21 protein-coding genes and 1 pseudogene are annotated in these 18,251 nt (G+C 28.9%); 7 read left to right on the forward strand and 15 right to left on the reverse strand.

Features of this window, described 5'->3' with window-relative positions:
- Positions 1-134 precede the first annotated feature (134 nt).
- Entirely contained in the window at positions 135-764 is a 630-nt protein-coding gene (locus ACYUEW_RS15775) for a nitroreductase family protein (protein WP_257411780.1), read from the reverse strand.
- 127 nt (positions 765-891) lie between these two features.
- On the opposite strand from ACYUEW_RS15775, the gene ACYUEW_RS15780 reads away from it, so the two are divergent.
- Together ACYUEW_RS15780 and ACYUEW_RS15785 are read left to right on the forward strand one after the other, a co-directional pair.
- On the forward strand, positions 892-1,200 hold the full coding sequence (locus ACYUEW_RS15780) for a winged helix-turn-helix transcriptional regulator (protein ID WP_003489058.1): 309 nt from the start codon (positions 892-894) through the stop codon (positions 1,198-1,200).
- Between the two features lie 276 nt (positions 1,201-1,476).
- Positions 1,477-2,178, forward strand: coding sequence for a pirin family protein (locus ACYUEW_RS15785; RefSeq protein WP_460277242.1), 702 nt, complete (start codon positions 1,477-1,479; stop codon positions 2,176-2,178).
- Positions 2,179-2,440: 262 nt separating this feature from the next.
- Here ACYUEW_RS15785 and ACYUEW_RS15790 read toward each other — a convergent pair.
- The 4 genes and pseudogenes from ACYUEW_RS15790 to ACYUEW_RS15805 form a co-directional block, all read right to left on the reverse strand.
- Positions 2,441-2,563 (reverse strand): annotated as a pseudogene (locus ACYUEW_RS15790) (acetyltransferase); the annotation flags it as partial.
- Between the two features lie 3 nt (positions 2,564-2,566).
- Complete coding sequence (locus ACYUEW_RS15795) at positions 2,567-3,094, reverse strand: GNAT family N-acetyltransferase (protein ID WP_265203150.1); 528 nt, start codon at positions 3,092-3,094, stop codon at positions 2,567-2,569.
- 62 nt (positions 3,095-3,156) lie between these two features.
- The gene (locus ACYUEW_RS15800) at positions 3,157-3,672 is read right to left on the reverse strand and encodes a GrpB family protein (RefSeq protein ID WP_460277244.1); all 516 of its coding nucleotides are present in this window, start codon (positions 3,670-3,672) and stop codon (positions 3,157-3,159) included.
- A gap of 205 nt (positions 3,673-3,877) precedes the next feature.
- Positions 3,878-4,495, reverse strand: coding sequence for a GNAT family N-acetyltransferase (locus ACYUEW_RS15805; protein ID WP_460277246.1), 618 nt, complete (start codon positions 4,493-4,495; stop codon positions 3,878-3,880).
- Between the two features lie 111 nt (positions 4,496-4,606).
- Here ACYUEW_RS15805 and ACYUEW_RS15810 point away from each other — a divergent pair, with 111 nt between their 5' ends.
- Positions 4,607-5,434 (forward strand): MerR family DNA-binding transcriptional regulator, encoded by an 828-nt coding sequence (locus ACYUEW_RS15810; RefSeq protein WP_265203153.1) that lies wholly within the window; start codon positions 4,607-4,609, stop codon positions 5,432-5,434.
- Positions 5,435-5,558: 124 nt separating this feature from the next.
- Here ACYUEW_RS15810 and ACYUEW_RS15815 read toward each other — a convergent pair whose 3' ends face one another.
- From ACYUEW_RS15815 to ACYUEW_RS15845, 7 genes are all read right to left on the reverse strand, one after another.
- Entirely contained in the window at positions 5,559-6,212 is a 654-nt protein-coding gene (locus ACYUEW_RS15815; protein WP_265203154.1) for a pentapeptide repeat-containing protein, read from the reverse strand.
- A 41-nt stretch (positions 6,213-6,253) separates the two neighbouring features.
- Positions 6,254-6,829, reverse strand: a complete 576-nt coding sequence (locus ACYUEW_RS15820) for a GNAT family N-acetyltransferase (RefSeq protein ID WP_460277249.1) — start codon at positions 6,827-6,829, stop codon at positions 6,254-6,256.
- A 480-nt stretch (positions 6,830-7,309) separates the two neighbouring features.
- Positions 7,310-8,392: a GerAB/ArcD/ProY family transporter gene (locus tag ACYUEW_RS15825; protein WP_265203155.1), complete on the reverse strand. Its 1,083-nt coding sequence runs from the start codon at positions 8,390-8,392 to the stop codon at positions 7,310-7,312.
- 531 nt (positions 8,393-8,923) lie between these two features.
- Positions 8,924-9,532 carry an HDOD domain-containing protein gene (locus ACYUEW_RS15830; RefSeq protein ID WP_460277251.1) on the reverse strand — a complete coding sequence of 203 codons (609 nt, stop codon included), beginning with the start codon at positions 9,530-9,532 and terminating at the stop codon, positions 8,924-8,926.
- Positions 9,533-9,987: 455 nt separating this feature from the next.
- Positions 9,988-10,395 carry a GNAT family N-acetyltransferase gene (locus ACYUEW_RS15835; RefSeq protein ID WP_460277253.1) on the reverse strand — a complete coding sequence of 136 codons (408 nt, stop codon included), beginning with the start codon at positions 10,393-10,395 and terminating at the stop codon, positions 9,988-9,990.
- A gap of 512 nt (positions 10,396-10,907) precedes the next feature.
- The gene (locus ACYUEW_RS15840) at positions 10,908-11,246 is read right to left on the reverse strand and encodes a carboxymuconolactone decarboxylase family protein (RefSeq protein ID WP_460277255.1); all 339 of its coding nucleotides are present in this window, start codon (positions 11,244-11,246) and stop codon (positions 10,908-10,910) included.
- Between the two features lie 227 nt (positions 11,247-11,473).
- The gene (locus ACYUEW_RS15845) at positions 11,474-11,839 is read right to left on the reverse strand and encodes a hypothetical protein (RefSeq protein WP_265203160.1); all 366 of its coding nucleotides are present in this window, start codon (positions 11,837-11,839) and stop codon (positions 11,474-11,476) included.
- A gap of 432 nt (positions 11,840-12,271) precedes the next feature.
- On the opposite strand from ACYUEW_RS15845, the gene ACYUEW_RS15850 reads away from it, so the two are divergent.
- From ACYUEW_RS15850 to ACYUEW_RS15860, 3 genes are read left to right on the forward strand one after another with little or no spacing between them, the layout of a single operon-like run.
- Positions 12,272-13,429 (forward strand): helix-turn-helix domain-containing protein, encoded by a 1,158-nt coding sequence (locus tag ACYUEW_RS15850; RefSeq protein WP_265203161.1) that lies wholly within the window; start codon positions 12,272-12,274, stop codon positions 13,427-13,429.
- A complete protein-coding gene (locus ACYUEW_RS15855) occupies positions 13,389-14,306 on the forward strand; it encodes an ABC transporter ATP-binding protein (protein WP_460277258.1) in 918 nt (305 codons plus the stop codon). Before ACYUEW_RS15850 ends, ACYUEW_RS15855 begins: the two co-directional genes overlap by 41 nt.
- An 18-nt stretch (positions 14,307-14,324) precedes the next feature.
- Positions 14,325-15,119, forward strand: a complete 795-nt coding sequence (locus ACYUEW_RS15860; protein ID WP_043031624.1) for an ABC transporter permease subunit — start codon at positions 14,325-14,327, stop codon at positions 15,117-15,119.
- Between the two features lie 315 nt (positions 15,120-15,434).
- Here ACYUEW_RS15860 and ACYUEW_RS15865 read toward each other — a convergent pair whose 3' ends face one another.
- Positions 15,435-15,965 (reverse strand): hypothetical protein, encoded by a 531-nt coding sequence (locus tag ACYUEW_RS15865; RefSeq protein WP_265203162.1) that lies wholly within the window; start codon positions 15,963-15,965, stop codon positions 15,435-15,437.
- Between the two features lie 529 nt (positions 15,966-16,494).
- Positions 16,495-16,830: an SdpI family protein gene (locus ACYUEW_RS15870; RefSeq protein ID WP_061319489.1), complete on the reverse strand. Its 336-nt coding sequence runs from the start codon at positions 16,828-16,830 to the stop codon at positions 16,495-16,497.
- A gap of 289 nt (positions 16,831-17,119) precedes the next feature.
- Here ACYUEW_RS15870 and ACYUEW_RS15875 point away from each other — a divergent pair, with 289 nt between their 5' ends.
- Positions 17,120-17,674, forward strand: a complete 555-nt coding sequence (locus ACYUEW_RS15875; protein WP_265203163.1) for a flavin reductase family protein — start codon at positions 17,120-17,122, stop codon at positions 17,672-17,674.
- 329 nt (positions 17,675-18,003) lie between these two features.
- On the opposite strand, the gene ACYUEW_RS15880 is transcribed toward ACYUEW_RS15875, so the two are convergent.
- Positions 18,004-18,251 (reverse strand): GNAT family N-acetyltransferase (locus ACYUEW_RS15880; RefSeq protein ID WP_460277261.1); only part of this gene is annotated, 248 nt, incomplete at its 5' end.

Here is an 18,251-nt window from a genome sequence, read left to right on the forward strand (position 1 = left end):
CCCCTTAAAGTAGACAGATTAAAAAATAAAAATCTGTTTCTGAAAATGGGAATATATCATTTTTGAACAATACGGTATTTTAAAAATTTATTGATTTTTAATATTTAATAAATATTTATATCCTTCTGAGATCCCTATTCAAAGCTATTAAAGCTTACAAACTCTCCTACAGGTTTCCTATACCCCCTCATTCTTGTCTTAGAACTATCTTCTTTTCCCATAGTTATCATAAGAGCTATTTCGTAGTTTTCAGGAATATTGAAGATTTGTCTAACTTCCTCTTGATTAAAGCCAATCATTGGACAAGTATCCCATCCTTTATCTTTAGCAATTAACATAAACATCATAGCTGATAGAGAAGTATTTCTTATTGCTTCACTACGCTGAAAATCTTCCCCCCTACCCTCATAGAGATTATTTATATCACGAACAATATTATCATAATCTAATTTACTCATAATCCCTAAATTAAGCATTCCTGAATAAATATTTTCTGCATTTTTATATGCTAATCTATCTCCCAATACTAATATAACTGCAGAAGCAGTATGTACTTTATATTGATTAAAGGCTGCTTTTCTTAGTTGTTCCTTTTTCTCTTCATCTGTTACAACTAAATAATTTGAATGTTGAATATTAAAGCATGAAGGAGCAAGTTTTAAGAGCTCAAATATTTCAGTAAAATCTTTATCTGGAATTTTTACCCCCTCTATAAAGTTATTAGCAGAGCGTCTTTCTTCAATAATTTTTTTTAATTCTGACATAGCCATTCCCCCCATTTGTGAATTTTTATAAATAAAACGACAACAAATCCTTATATTGGTATAATATAGTAAGTAACTTACTTTTGTCAAGTAAACATGATATACTAGTAATAGGTGGTGATTGAATATGGAAAAATATCATATGTGTCCAAAATTTGAAAACGCTTTTGAACTATTAGGAAAGAAATGGACTGGATTAATTATAAGAACATTATTAAGTGGGCAAAAGCGTTTTTCTGATATATCAGAAGCAATTCCCAATATGAGTGCTCGTATTCTTACGGAAAGATTTAAGGAATTAGAGCTGGAAGGAATTATTATTAGAAAAGTTTATCCAGAAACTCCTGTACGTATAGAGTATGAACTTACAGAGAAAGGGTCAGACTTACAAGCTGTTATGGATGAAGTTCAAAAATGGGCAGAAAAATGGAACTAAATAAGATTACATAAAGAGCTTCCTATTGATTTAGGGAGTTTTTTATTTTTTGTTCATAAAACATAAATCTAGAGTAACTTTAAATAATTATTAAAAATTTTCTTTACTAATTATAATTTATGTGCAATAATTAATTTAAAGATACTTACTAAATGTAACTAACTAAATTAAATATCGTTAATATATATATTAAAGTTAGCAAAGCCACTTTTATAGAAAATTTTATTTATAGTTTAAATTAAGATGGTAAAAGATAATTAAAAGGAGAGATGTAGAATGTTAAGAAAAATAGAAAGTAAAGATATGGGTAGTAGTAATCTTGGATGGTTAAGAAGTAAATTCCACTTTTCCTTTGCTGAATATTACAATCCAGATAATATAAACTTTGGAGTTTTAAGAGTAATAAATGATGATTTAGTTGAAACTGGTACTGGATTCGATACTCATCCTCATAAAGATATGGAGATAATATCCTATGTAGTTAATGGTGATCTTACACATGAAGATAGTATGGGAAACAAGAATACTATAACTCGTGGTCATGTTCAATTCATGAGTGCAGGGTCAGGAGTATATCATAGTGAGCATAACTTCGGAAAAGAAATGTTAAGGCTTCTACAGATATGGATTTTCCCCGATAAACAAGGGTATAAACCTAGCTATGGAGATTATAGATTTAATTGGGATGATAGACACAATAAATGGCTTCATATGGTTTCAAGCAAAAACGGAAATGCACCAATAAAAATAAATCAGGATATGAATATTTATTCCTTAGAACTTGAAAAAGGAGAAGAAATTGGTTTTCCAGTAAAGGAAGGAAGACAGGCATATTTAGTTCAGATAGAAGGAAATTCAATAATAAACAATATTGAGTTAGCCAACAGAGATGCTATGGAAATAGTTGAGGACGATATTTTAATAAAATCAAAAGAAACTTCTCACATTTTAATCTTAGAAATGAATAAACAAGATTAATAGTATTCAAATTCATATTAAATAGATATATATTAAATTTTATTACTTAATATACTTGTGCTACGATGTAAAAACACTGCATTATTCAAATTTGAATAATGCAGTTTCATTTTTTCAGTTGTTATGTTAAATAAGAATATTCCATCTTAAATACTAACTCATTCAATTATTATTGTTTAGAAAACTTTTGCCTTAATAAAATTTCTTATTCTTTCCAGTTTTCAAAATGTAAATACGATATTAAACCTATAATACTAAAAAACATAATTATAGCATCATATCCTATCCACACATCATTTCCGATTACAATATCACCTTTGTTATCCTAAGCATCTTTTGGCTTTAATGCTTCATCCCATTCTTCTTTTAAAATTTTAAAAGCATATATTTATTGTAATTGTAAAACCATATGTATATCATATGGTTCTAATTTATATAAATCTTTATTTATCTCATTTGTTAATTTTGCACCGATGGCAAAATAAAATTCCACTGTATTTTTAAAGGGTGTAGCAGATATATACATACTTTTGGCATTTAATTCTTTTGCTTTTTTAGATAGCAAATTCACTAGATTTTTACCTATACCCTTTTTACGATAATTATTACTTATATATAACATATCAAGTTTAAGTTGGTCATTATTTCTGCCAATAAATTTACTTTCTAAAGCCCCTAAACCTACAATTGTTTTATTGTCAAAGGCTCCATATATAGTTCCATTTCTATCATATATGTCTTGTAATCTATCGATATATTCATGGAGCTCTTTCAAGTCCCATCCCTCAATATTATAAAATTCATTTACTATTTCAAGTTTATTATCTCTAAAATAATAAACTTCATTTACAATTTCTTTTCTATCAATTTCACCTAATAGTGCAAGTTCTGACCTTTCAAGTAGTCTATAGTTCAAAATAATCAACTCACTTTCAAATAAAATTAAACCTTGATTTTAATACATACTATACCAAGTTATTAGCGTGATGAATTCCATTCTAATGCTTTTCTTTCTAATTCCTTAACAAAGTGATCTTTACCATCACAATAAGCCTCTATATCATCAGGAAACATGGTAGCTAATCTGCTCTTTAGTTCTCCATACTCAAATGCCTCCTCTGGATGTGTTCTTAAATAATCACGAACAGCTAAATGTCTTTCAATATCATTGAAGTTGCTTTTTTCAAACACATGAATTTGATGGGTTCTATTTTCCAATCCTTTTCTAAAATATCTTCTGCCGGCTATACCAAATTCACCTTTTGACTCGTATCCCAGATCTTCAAACTCTTTATTATACTTATCAACTTTTGTAATGTCCTTTACTACAGGCATAATATCTATAATTGGCTTGGCATTTAAATTCACCACTGATGTGCTTCCAATGTGGTAAATATCAACTAACTCGTTTCCAAGTATATTTTTAATCTTTTCAGCTTCTTCCAGATATAAATTGGGCCATTGGCTGCTATACTCTACAACTTGAACCTTCATATAAACAATCTCCTTTCTAATAAAACTATAATTTCTCTAGTTATTCTCAAATTATAGTTATCGTAAACTAATATAGCTTGATATGAACTCTGCATTTTCATTATTTTTCATTGCTTGATGTATAAATATATAGCTTTTTATATTTGGGTAAGGCCATTCATTTAAGGCGGCTTGATTTATAAAAATCAAAACACCGATATTACCGCTACTTATAATTATAAGCCTTCTGCATTATAGTCCATCGAGATTCTCCAACAAAGTATCCCTTTAAGGGACTTTTTATCTTTTTTATATCCTCAAAACCAAATCGGCAATAAAGGTGTTTTGCAGGGTTTCCTCCAGCAACTGCTAATGTATAAGATGTATACCCTCTATCTAATAATGCCTGTTCTCCATGCTGAAGAAGTAACATGCCAATTCCTTTTCCACGACAGGTTCCATCGACCGCAATATGCTCTATATAGCACTCTCCTTCATTTAGTTTGTAATCTTCTAACATTACCATTTTGGTGTACATCATTATAACATTGTAGACACCATATCGTCTACATAGCGATATAATAGGAATGTCTTCATTAGTATTTTCTGTTTTGCTGCAACGCATTAGAATTACGCCAACTACCTTTTTGTCTTGCTTAGCTACAAAATGAAGATATGCGGGATCATCAGCTTTGAGATGCCAAGAAGCGTACAAAATATTTTCTATATCATTATCACTTAGCTTTTGGTGTTGGCAAAACTTGCTTTTAAAAGATTGTACTAATAAAGCAATTACATCTCTAAAATCGGTATTTTGATACTTCTCAATATAAATATTGTCCATCAGCATATTGTCCCCTTTACAAATTAATTTTTTTCAAGTACTATAATTAAAATAAACCATTGAGCTACTCAAGAGTCAATTGGTGTTGTTAAATTTTTTAAGGAGGATAAAATGCAGGGATTACTACGTATTGGACAAGTAAGTAAATTATATGGCATATCACTTGATACTTTACGTCACTACGACCGAAAAGGATTGTTAAGGCCAATTATTGATCCTCAAAATGATTATCGTTACTACTCCTTAGAACATCTGGATATCCTAGAAATGATTTTAGTTGGAAAATATATAAAAATTCCCCTAGATCAAATGAAAGAAAGAATAGATTCGGAAAGTATCGATGGATATTTATCAATGGTAAAAGAACAAAAGGAACGTATAAACGAAGAAAAAAGATTATTAAATCAACTTGATCAATATGCTGAGGATATGCTAGAGTTACTTACGACTATTTCTAAGTTTAAAAATGATTACACATTTTCTACTGCTTCAGTTTATAAAGAAATTGATATTACCATCTATAGAATAGATTTAGAAACATTACTGCACGAAGATACTAAATCACAGCAAACAGAAGGGATAGAATCTTTGGAGCAGTGGGCTTTCTATCATAGCGAGCCGAATGGAACAATAGTAGAGAATGACGAGATAATTGGTTTTTCATTTGCTGACAGTACAATAAATACAACTATACTTCAAAAGCAATTTATATTTGCAGCTGAACATAACATTGTGGCACAGCATCGTGTAACAGGATATTATTCCAATATTATGTTCTGGGGTGTAAAAAAGGATTTAATGGAGTATCTATATAAATTATGCCGTCATTTTGACTTATACAATTCTACCCTATTAGTAAAATACAACTTTGCGCTACTTCATAAAAGTATGGAACACGAATATTTTGTAGAAATATACTTTCCCCAAAATCCAATTTGAAGACCAATACATTCTATTTGAACAATCAATATGAAAATGAGCAATCTAAAAAAGCTACCTATTTTTAAGCCGCACTTTCATATTCAATTGGAGTGCGGCTATCTAATTTGAAAATTATATCTACTTACTGCTCAACAATGATTCCCCAAAGACCAATTAAGTCAGCCGCCTGAACCATACTGATTTTAGCTCCTTGAAATTCAATGGGTGATGAAGATACCGTTGGAGCAACAAGCTCATTTTTTGTAAAATCAACACCTGCCAACATTGTCTTAAAGAAGTTGTTTTTAATAAAGTTGGAGTTTTTTGCTTTGAACCTCTTCAATTTAGCTTCACTTATAGATACCTCAGTGAAATCTATATCCTGAAAAGCAACATCTGTCATTTTAGCTTTATCAAAATAGGAATACTGAAAATTTGATCCTTGCATAGATGTCTGCTTGAAAATAGTATCGCTCATATTTACTCCTACACATTTGCAGGTAATAAACTGACACCTTTCGAAATATGCGTCTGCAAAATTACTGTTTGATAGATTACAATTTTGGAATACAACATCAACAAAGCTTGCTCCTTCAAAACTGCAATCAAGGAATGTACAGTTTTCGAAAATGCTTGTATTGATTTCGCTTTTGTAAAAATCAAAATGTTCAATATGTTCTTCGTAAATCTTTGTCTGCGTTATTGGTATCTCCTCATATAAATATGGCTGTGCATATGATAAAAAATCTTCTATCCTTATCAGATCTGCTGGAATTCGTGGATTAATAATACTCATAGCTTTATTAACTTCCTTTCAATAGAAATTATATACTCACCTCACATTTTATCCATTGTTGCTTTTTGGTTAGCCCATTCCTCTTTTAAAATTGCATATACTACATCGTCTGCCCATTCATTATTAAACCAAAAGCTTTTTTTAAAATGTGCCTCTTTTCTCATTTGAATTCTTTCAAGCAATGCTATAGATTTTATATTTCTGGGGTCAACTGAAGCAATTATTCTATGTTTTTTTAAATTATTAAATAAGTAATTTATTACGCTAATAACAGCTTCAGTAGCATATCCTTTGCATTGATGCTCTAAAGATAAGGTAAATCCTATTTCTACCTGTAAGTTATCTGAGTCTATAAAATGAATTCCTACATCCCCTATTAATTCATCAGTTTCCTTAATCAAAATTACAAGTTGATACCATGTATCTGGTATATTCGGAATTTTAGCAGTTTTTTCACAAATAAATTCTTTTACTTCTTCGAGCGTTTGTGGTTTCCAACTCTGAAATTTATATATTTGTGGATTTGAGCGGTATTTAAATATCGACTCTGCATCAGAAATTTTAATACCTCTTAATGTTAATCTTTCTGTTGAAATATTCATTTCATTGAAGTTCATTATTTTCACCTCCGCATGTATAATTTAGTTACTCAAGATAAGCCAAATTTAAAGCATCTATACCTTCATGATCAGGATGTATATATATCGTTGCATATAATTTTACTATTTCAGCTTAGATAATGGTAATTATATCACATTTACATGCTAATGGAGGATTGCTTTTGCAATAAATGTAAAACAGCTTTATCTAGTATTTTACAATAAGTTTGACTTGTACTAAGTTCTGACGAAAAGGATATAATTTTATTGCTTTATATATTTGAAGTGTAACGTAAAAGCACCGTAGAATTCAAATGAATAATACGGTGTTTTTTATAAATTGTTCGTTTTTTCAGTTGTATTAGTATAATCGGAATTTGTGGAATAACACTGAATTTACAACATTTTATAAAAAGTTGTAAACTCCTTTTATTCTCTTGGTATATTGACAAATACTCACAAAGAAACCCAAATTTATTCGAGAGTTAGTTAATTTTTTCATCTGCTTTTTATAATTTTTATAATAGTTATACTGGTTATAAAAATTAAATTAAATGTTAAATAAAATATATTAATATATCTATTGATCTTTGTAAGAGTTATGAAACTATCTAATCTATTAACAATTATAGCAGCGAAGATAAATACTATACTATATAAGATATTAGGATTTATTTTTTTTGAAATGTTGGACAGTGAATAATAGAAAAAATAATTCTGATTAGCAATAGTTTGAAATATTATACTGTTCCATAAAAACATAAACACAAGTTTAAAATTACTTATACCAGGTACATAAATTGTTTCTGCAAGAGATAACGTAGGCCAATACAAATTTTTTGCTACATCTGGACCTAAATGATATATGGATATAAAACTTAGCCATATATACACAACAACTACAATTGATGTACTTTTTAAAAAGGAACTTTTTATCTTAGTTTTATCTTCCATTAAAGGAACTATTAAAAAAATAAATTCTATACCTAAAAAAGAATATACAGTCTCTATACTAGCCTTTAAAATAGAGGAAAATGGAGCTCCTAATATAGGTTGAATATTGAGAATATTCCCTTGCTTTATTGCTAAAAAAGTTATTAAAATTAATGGGATAGCTGCATAAAAAATAATTTCATTTATTATACCTAAGGCTTTTATGCCTTTAGATGCAGCATATACTGAAATTAATAGTATTGGAATAGCTAATTTATATTGCTCTAAAAATAAAACTAAATGAACTCTTAATAAATTACTTATACTAGCAGTGGTAATAACTATATAAATAAAAAATTGGAAAGCAAATACAAAAGAAAATACACTACCTAAAATTTTCCCAAAATAGTTCTTGCTTATTTTTACTATATTGGTGTTGTGGTAAGAATTATCTTTAAATATTAATATAGAACAAAGTACTATATAAAAAGGATATAAGCTTCCTATAACTACTCCAATCCACCCATCATTTTCAGCTATTTTAGTTAAATCAGCTGGAAGAGATAATATTCCTATTCCTATCATAGACCCTACTATTATGGCTATAGTTTGGTTTGTAGTTAACACATTATTACTTTTATTTTCCATTATGGTTCTCTCCTAAACTTTCACATAAATCACCATAACTTATATAATATGGTATATATGTGGTCTATATATCTAATGATACAAGTTTACTCATACTATCAAGGTTGTTCCACCCCCCTAGTCAGTGTACCTTTTATTACATTCCATTTAAGATTATTTAAAATTTTCCCATCACTCATTATGGCAAATTCTTCTAATCCAACATCTATACTTAGACTATATCTCTCATTTTTATATAATTGGTGTGTATTTATCATATATTATGTGCAAATTTCTTAAATTTAATTATATTATCCATAAGAATGTGAGTGTAAAAACTTTCGACTTTAGTTGAGAAGGGAACCCCTACATATTTCTTTGTAAAAATATTTAAATTGCAAATCTAATGCATAAAAAAGTTTTTATAAAATATAGCTTTTGTTCTTCATTTCTTTGTATTGCCACGCAAAAACACCACAAAATTCAATTTTCAATAATGCGGTGCCCATACAAATTGTTCTTTTTTTCGGTTGTTGCATTAAAATAAGAATATTATGCAAAAGTAGTTTCTTTAACATTAGGAAGTACATCGTAAATTGAACACTTAATTTTTTTCTCAAAATAACCTTTTATTTCCATTGTCTTCTTCCACCTTGCAACAGTATACTCATTTATACCATACCTACAAGCAACATCAACAAACCTTTTTTCAAGTAAGCAAAATCCTGTGGTTAACGCTAACGCATCACTTAATTGTACTAATAGATCATAATCATCATAAACAGCAGAATTTATAATATTTTCAGTAAGCTCATATTCTTCTTTTGTAACGTCCCATTTTCCTATTGCTGAATGAATATCTTGTATTATAAATGAATGTGTAATACAAATTTTAGCAACTTCCTCCCAGCCTTGTTCCATGCAATATTGATATCCAGCAACCATATGTCGTTCTGAAACTACTCCTACTCGTCTACCTATATCATGTAACAATCCTAGAACATATGCTTTATCACTATCCATATCTGTACAATGTTCTGCAATATTTTTACAAGCTAAAGCCACAAATTCGGAATGTTGTTTCCAAGGTCCTGGATTTAACTTTTCTGCCTGCTCAAGAACTTTTATTGCTGTATTTTTATCAGGATACTTCTTACACATAGCATCACTCCTCTTAGCACAAGTATAATTAGCCTTCATCATTATTGACTATCTAAATTAACTTTTGGTAATTATCTCATATAATTCATTACAATCAATATAAAGAATAGAATCATATTTGCTATTTACCAACACATTATTCACTTTTCAAAGACCATCATCCATATTATCGTCTTCAGTAGTTATACCACATTTACTTTTATAGGATTATATATAATTTTTAGAGATGCAAAATCTATAATAAATTTTTTAAGTACAGTTGCAATAGCTTATAGTATAGTTGTATTGTTATTTCAATAGTATTAATTAGTCTTTATATAATAGTTAGGCTTTATATTTGTATTGTAACGCAAAAACGCCGTAAAATTCAGCTTTGAATAATACGGTGTTCAGATAAATTGTTCGTTTTTTAGTTATGACGTTAAATAAAAAAAGTATGAATTAATAATTTATAATTATATACTTTTGGTAAAAATTATTTCTAAAGGTTCATCATCTAATAGTAAACTACCGGCATCTTTATATCCCAATTTTCTATAAAAATGCTGTGCTTGTTCATTAGATAAGGTAGATATCATAACCAATTCATAACCTTTACTTTTCATTTCGGTTTCCCAAAATTCAACTAATTTTTTCCCTATTCCCTTATTCCTATAGTTTTCATTTAGATAAAGCATATTCATGAATGGAGTGTTATCCCAAAAATAACTATATCTTAACCAACCAATAATTTTGTTATCTTGGTCTTTTGCTATCATAATTTCTTTTTCTTTGAGCTTATTTTTTATTAATTGTTTTGATACATGTCTATCATTATCAAGTATAAATTGAAAGTCCAATTCACTTGCATATTCAATTTTCATTATTAACACTCTCTCTTTCTATATTTAAGCTTATAAACTCAACAGTACTTCGTCATATATAACTACTGTGACTTAACTAATAGAGATTATATCATATTTATACACTAATAAATGGTTATTTTAGTAATAAATATAAAATATTTTTACTTCCTAACACCGTATTATTTAATTTTCAAAGAACATTATTCGTATCTGCATTTTCAAAAGTTACGTCACATTTATTTAATGTTACGAACTTAATATCTTTTTAATTTTCTCTCTTACTTCTATAGGTAAATTACCCTTTAATGCTCTTTCTAATAAAAAGGGGTTCTTAATTCCATTCAATAGCAGATAACTTTCTATTACCTTTACTTTCGCTTCTCTATTAGGGATTAATTGATAAATTACATACCAATCCTCCAATGATGTGAAAGGGATTTATATCTCACCTCTTATTTACTATACCTTATTGTTGTGATTCAAAATCTTACCAAACTGACTTACTTTTAAAATCCTATGAATTAAATATTTTATTCTTCCGATGTAAATTCTTCTAATACCTTCAAAGCAAATCTTGCATTAGGATAAGTAATAGAACCGCCACCAATAACACCAATCTTAATTGCTTCCATAATTTCATCTACACTTGCTCCAGCATTTATACACTCCTCCATGTGATAACAAATGCACTCGTTGCAACGACTAACTACTGAAATCGCTAATCCCATAAGTTCTTTGTGTTTTTTATCAATGGCACCAGCAAAATATGTTTTATCATCCAATTCTCCAAATTCCTTAAAGAATTCATCAGCCTGAATGAGTTTAATATTGTACTCTTTTCTATACTCTTTCATTTTTTTAATGTCCATCTTTATTCCTCCTGTTATATAAAATGATATTTACTTTATCTAAATTTACTATTTTGAGTTAAACAATTTTATGAAATAAAAAATATATAATTTTACTACTTGATATCTTTGTATTGCACTGTAAAAAATATCGCAAATTCATCTCTGAATAATGCGATTTTCTAATATGTTATTTATCTTTTTAACTTAATAGTCTACGAACTAATAAGCTCATCAACAAACTGTAATTAACCTCTTTTACTAATTTCATCTGTTATTAATGATTTTGAAATATACATCGCTTTTATTATGTTCTTAAAGCGCTTGTGATTAGAGGTACCCTCCTCAAATTTTAACTGTGCTTTTTCACATTTGCTGATAACTGAAGATACTGGGCGTAGTGCTTCTATCAATTCTTCTTTTGTATATTTGTCCATAACATTTTCATCTGTTATTAATGATTTTGAAACATACATCGCTTTTATCCTGTTCTCAAGGAGTGTGTGCTGAGAAGTACCCTCCTCAAATTTGGGCTGTATTTTTTCACATTTACTGATAGTTGAGGATACAACTCGTAGTGCTTCTATCAATTCTTCTTTTGTATATTTGTCCATAGCATTTCACCTCAAATTCATAATTTATCTAGCTTGTATTATATTGTATTATAATAAAATTGTTCTTAACCGAAACTAGCTCACTGACAAATTCTAATTTATTTGTATACTTTAAGTAAATTATAACATATAAAAGCTCTATGACGTTCATAGAACCTCTATGCGGGTAGTCATCGGATAAAATAAATAGAGCTATAAAGATTAGAATCCCTACATATATCTAATTTAGATTGGCAATAATCATTATATAGAGTTATGATCCTTAGAAATTGTGAATTAAAAATTATTTACATTAGCCTTTCTTAATAAAAAAAGCAGGGCTTTAATTATAAAAACAAGTTTCCTGCTAGTTAACTTTTTCCACTAAGATCAACTACAAATCTATTTACAGGGAATAGGTCAACACATAAAATATTATTAGAGGTGATAAATTTGAGAGAGTTAAATATAGGTAAATGCATTATTCATAAGAGAAAAGAAAAGGGAATAACTCAGGAACAGTTGGCAAATTACATTGGAGTTTCTAAAGCATCTGTTTCCAAATGGGAATCTGGATTAAGTTATCCCGATATTTTGTTTCTTCCTGAGCTTGCAACTTATTTTAATATTTCAGTGGATGAATTATTGGGATATTCTCCACAACTTACAAAGGAAGATATTAAAAAAATTTATAGTAAACTCTCTCATGAATTTGCTGTAAAGCCATTTGATGAAGTAATGGAACAGTGTAATAAATTAATAAAAAAATACTATTCTTGTTTTCCTTTTTTGCTTTCTATTATTCAATTATTATTAAACTATTCCAATCTGATAAAAAATGATGCAATAAAAAAAGAAATTTTTCAGCAATGTATATTGCTAAGTAGGAGAATAAAAGAGGAATCAGAAAACATTTCTTACATAAAAAATGCAAATACTATGGAAGCATTGGCAGAGATAGCATTGGGAAATAGCGAAGAAGTTATTCGCTTATTGGATAATAAATTAGATCCATATAGAGGAGATGATGTCATACTGATTAATGCGTATCAGATGCAGGGGAAAACTGCCGAGGCAAATAAAGTGAATCAAATACTACTTTACAATAATGTAATAAACACATTAACACTTCTAAACAATTATCTTTCCTTAAACATGATGGACCCAGTTTTGTTTGAAAAGATTTATTCTCAAGGCATTCAGATTATTGATTCTTTTCAGTTAAAAGAGATTTTGACAAATGACGTTTTTGCAATTCATATCGTTGCTGCACAAGGGTATTTGATAGAGCAAGAGAAAGAAAAGGCAATAGATGCATTAGAGCGATATATGAACACTGTTTGCAGTATCCAATTTCCATTGAGTTTTAAAGAAAATGAATATTTTACTCATGTAGGTAAGTGGCTTGAAGATAATAATTTTATTGGAACAACCACTCCCGTCGATGAGATAACAATTAAGAAAAGTTTTGTTGATACAGTTGATCTAAATCCTGCATTTGAACCCTTAAGAGAAGATGAACGATATAATTTACTTGTTAAAAAATTGAAAGAAAAGTTAGGTGAAAAAAGTGAATGCAATAAATATAGAGAATCTAAAAAAATCTTATGATGGGCAAACTAATGCGCTAAGAAATATAAGTCTAAGTATACCAAAGGGTGAGATATTTGGCTTTCTTGGCCCTAATGGTTCAGGAAAAACCACTACAGTTAGAATCCTTAATGGAGTTCTTTCAGCAACATTAGGACATGCTGAAATTTTAGGGATACCTGTGGGGAAAAATGATCTTGAGATCCATAGATTATGTGGAGTTATGACCGAAAGTTCCTCCTGTTATGAAAATCTTACTGCAGAAGAAAATTTAATATTCTTTGGAAAAATGCATGGAATTGGTGAAAAATTACTTAATGAACGTACTAATTTTATATTGAAAAGGTTAGAGTTACTAGATGTAAAGAATAAAAAGGTAAAATCTTTCAGCACAGGAATGAGAAAGAGAATTTCTTTAGGCTTGGCATTAATTCACGATCCTCAGATTTTATTTCTTGATGAACCTACTTCTGGCTTAGACCCAGAAAATGCACTGAATGTTACAAGACTTATAAAAGAACTTGCAGAGGAAAATCAGGTTACAATCTTTCTTTGTACCCATCAATTAAAATATGCTGAAGATATTTGTACACTATATGGCTTTATAAATAACGGCAATATCCTTGGTCTAGGTACATTTGATGAACTTGCTTCAAGGAAAAATGCAGCCCTTCGATTAAAAATTAGAGGGAAAAATATTTCTAAAGAATTTGGATTTATCCATGAAGGTAATGATATATATAACAAATCTATTTCAGGAGACAAGGAGGTAAATACTCTAATACAAAACATACTGACAAGTGGTGGAGAAATTTATGAGGCTGTACAGCAGAAATGGTCTTTGGAACAATTGTACTTTAAATATATAAAGGGTACATCTAATGATGTGAAATTATAGTTAAGGAGTAGTTAGAATATGAATAGAAATGAAAAAGCATTGATATATAAAGATATAAATGAAATAACAAGTTCAAAACGGGTTATTATTCCTATGACTATTGTACCGATTGTTTTGATTGTAATCATCCCCCTAGCAATATTGATAAGTGCTAACTATATTGGAAATGATTCAAGTATGTTTACAAAGATAGCTCCTCTTATAAAAAAATTACCTTCTGAATATAAAACATATACTCCAGCCCAACTTTTAATAAAAGTAACGCTAAACTTTATGTTTCCATCATACTTTCTTATAATTCCAATAATGTGTTCAGGAGTTATTGGAGCCAGTAGTTTTGTGGGAGAAAAGGAACATAAAACCCTAGAGTCTCTGCTTTACACACCAATATCCATGGAACAACTGCTTAGAGCCAAGATTTTAGGTGTTTTTGTGCCCTCTTACATGGTGACTTTGATTTCATTTATAGTATTTGGCATCATATTTAATGTAGGTGGTTTTATCTATTTTGGAGAACTTATTTTTCCAGATGTAAAATGGCTTATAATCATACTTTGGATTTCCCCTGCGATCAATTTATTATCGTTAATATTTACTGTGATGGTATCGTCAAAATCAGAAACCTTCCAAGAAGCACAGCAAGTAAGCGGCCTTCTTGTCATTCCAGTGATTCTTATATTAGTGGCTCAAATGACAGGTGTGCTTTTGCTTAGCAAAGTTGTAATGCTTATAGGTGGCGGTGTTCTCTTGATACTTGATTATATATTGATAAAAAGGATTTCCTCTAAGTTTATTCCTGAGAAACTAATTTAGATATGTACTATTAACCTTTTAATTTTGTTCCTCACATAATTAATTTTTATGTTTTTGACGAAAGAGTACTAGTAAATATATTGAAAAAATATTATTTTAAAAAAACACACGGAGAAGACAGCTATCTTAGGTGCTGATTTGAATTATATGATTAGCATATAAGGAAGACTTGACTGTTCACGACTAAACTTAGTTCAGAATATTTTCGGATTATGACAGAAAAACACCGCAAAATTCAAATTTGAATAATGCGGTGTTTGAGTAAATTATTCAGTTTTTAATTTATTACGTTAGATAAGGAGATTCTGAAACTAATCACCTAATAATAAAATCGTTTATCCTCATTGCTATAATGTTCCCTTCTTTAATGCCATTTACAATCCCAAATTTAAACTTTTTTTCTTGATGTATTAAACAACAATAATATTTTTCATATCTACCATCTTCCGATTCCGCTATTATTTTTGAAATATTACAATAATCAAAAACTCTTATTTTTCCAAAACCAAGTACTAATTGTTGATACTTTAAGCTTTTATCTTTATTATTAAGTATTAAAATTTCTTTTCCAAAATTATATCTTATCCATTGGTAAAGGGACATACACCCTATATAAACGGCAAGACCAGCTACAAATAACATTAGAAGTATATCTTTCAAAGGCCATTGAAAAAGTTTTAAACTCAGTGCCTCCAGCAGCATATCCAAAATTATAAACAGTCCCACTGGTAGCATAAAAATTGAAAACAAAAGATATCCACTAGTTCCTAAGAAGCCTTTTTTAATATTTATTATCACCTTAAGAATATTATCCTTATCATATAAATATTCTACTTTTTTTTTCATTCTCAACTTCACCTCAAAGAAATTTATACTTTAATAAGGAATAGTTATATATTACAATTTTAATTTAATCAATACTAAAATTGTATCATGTTATATCCTTTCTATTATTACTTACTTAGCATCTAATATAATTCCAATCATAACTTAACTACTACAGAAATTATAACATATAATTACAGTCCCTGGAATTCATTATATTTCTGATAAACTTTTCCCCACAACCTACTCCTCCTTTTATAAAATAAAAAAATATATAATTTTACTACTTAATATCTTTGAATTGTGACTTAAATTTTATTAAATAATGCTTCAATCGGCTTTTGAATTTTATTCATAACCCCCACCTCAAGTTAGTATTTTTTCAAACACTTCTTAAAGTTGTAGCGAGAATTAATCAGTTTGCCTGTATTGCGATTTAACTTAAAATAAAAAATACCACCTATTCTAATGAATAATGCGGTATTTTAATCTATTATTTATTTTTATTAATTCATGATACTGACTATATTTTAATATAGCATTGGAATTTTTATTTATACGGCAGCTTTCTACTGCCATCATTATTAAAAACTTTTTTCAAGTGCACTTCGTTAAGAATAATCATAATAACAAAACATACTAAAAGTACTATTTTTTCATAACCATAACTAATATTTAATTCACTTAAAACAAATTGTAAAGGAACAAAAACAAAACCCAAAACAATAAAAGCATTGGCTGAATATTTATGTGCCTCATTCCATGTATCTTGATTTTTCATTGATAATATAGTTCTATAACCCCATATAGAATTGATCTTTTTGGGAGGAAAAGCCTTAAATATAAAACCAATTGTTATACATATTATTCCTAAAATAATTATCATATTTACCCCCTAAATTATGTCATATAAGCTAATTATAACATATTCTATAAACACCGCATTATTAAATTCTCAAAGAGCATTATTCGTACTCTAAATTACATTAATTACGTCGCCTTTATTTCATATTATGAACTATGCACATTAAAAGCAAGACAATAAACATATTGACTTGAGGGCATACTATTACAGTAGCATAACTCATTGAAAAGAAAAATCTATACTTTTTTGTGAATTACCATTATAATATTAATGCTGTTTACCATGGGAATTAAGAAATGGAGGTGTCAAATTGAAAAAGATTAAATTACAAAACAGACCTTTTGGCCCGTTTCCTACTATACTTGTAGGAGGAGATGTGAATGGGAAGCCTAATTATGTCACTGTAGGTGCATGCGGAGTAGTAAGCCTTAAGCCAGTGCTATATGTATCGCTTAAGGATAGTCACTACACAACTTTAGGTATTAAGGAAAATGGTTACTTCAGTGTCAACATACCTTCTGCGGACTTGGTTCAAAAGACCGATTATTGTGGTATAGTATCAGGGCATAAAACAGACAAGTCTAATTTATTTACATCATTTTATAATGAAATTGGAAAAGCACCAATGGCTGAAGAATGCACGATGAATTTTCTATGTAAAGTTATCCAAACCATTCCTGTCTTTGATTTTCAAATGTTTTTAGGAGAAATAGAAGCTGTATACGTTAATGAGGAATGTATGACAGATGGCAAACCTGACCCATTAAAAATTAACCCACTAATGATGATGGGCTCAAATTATTATGATTTAGGCAAAGACGTAGGTACTTTATTTAAAACAGGTCTAGAAATACTACCTAAATAGTTAAATAGGGGCTATCCTAATAAGGTAGTCCTTTTGACTTTTATATTTGTTGCCATATATGTGGATAATAATGTCACGTTAAGAAAGTAGCAATATTCTTTAACAGAACCGTAATAAAACAATAACTTTATAGCATCATCTGTTGTGATGCATAATCTTTGTATTGCAACGTAAAAACACCGTAGAATTCAATTATGAATAATACGGTATTCAAAATAATTATTCGTTTTTTATTGTTTGACATTAAATAAGAACGATACGATATAACTAAAGCTAAAATCATGTTATTTCAACTCTATAAATTGGAATTTGTCTGTTCTCACAATTTTTTATTTGCCCAAAACAATCAGATTTCCTAAGACTTGAAAGCCATTTTTTTCATAGAACTTACAAGACGGATAATCTCTTTCTGTATTTAGTATCATTCCCTCTACTTTTTCATCATATAATAACTTTTCTATATCTTTCAAAAATAGGCTACCAATACCTTTTCCTTGAAAACCATCCCCTATGCAAAATTCATCTATGTAATACTCCATACCACAAATCCAAGGCTTTTTCATTCCTACACTTAATG

It is taken from the genome of Clostridium sp. CTA-1 (genome assembly GCF_054768215.1).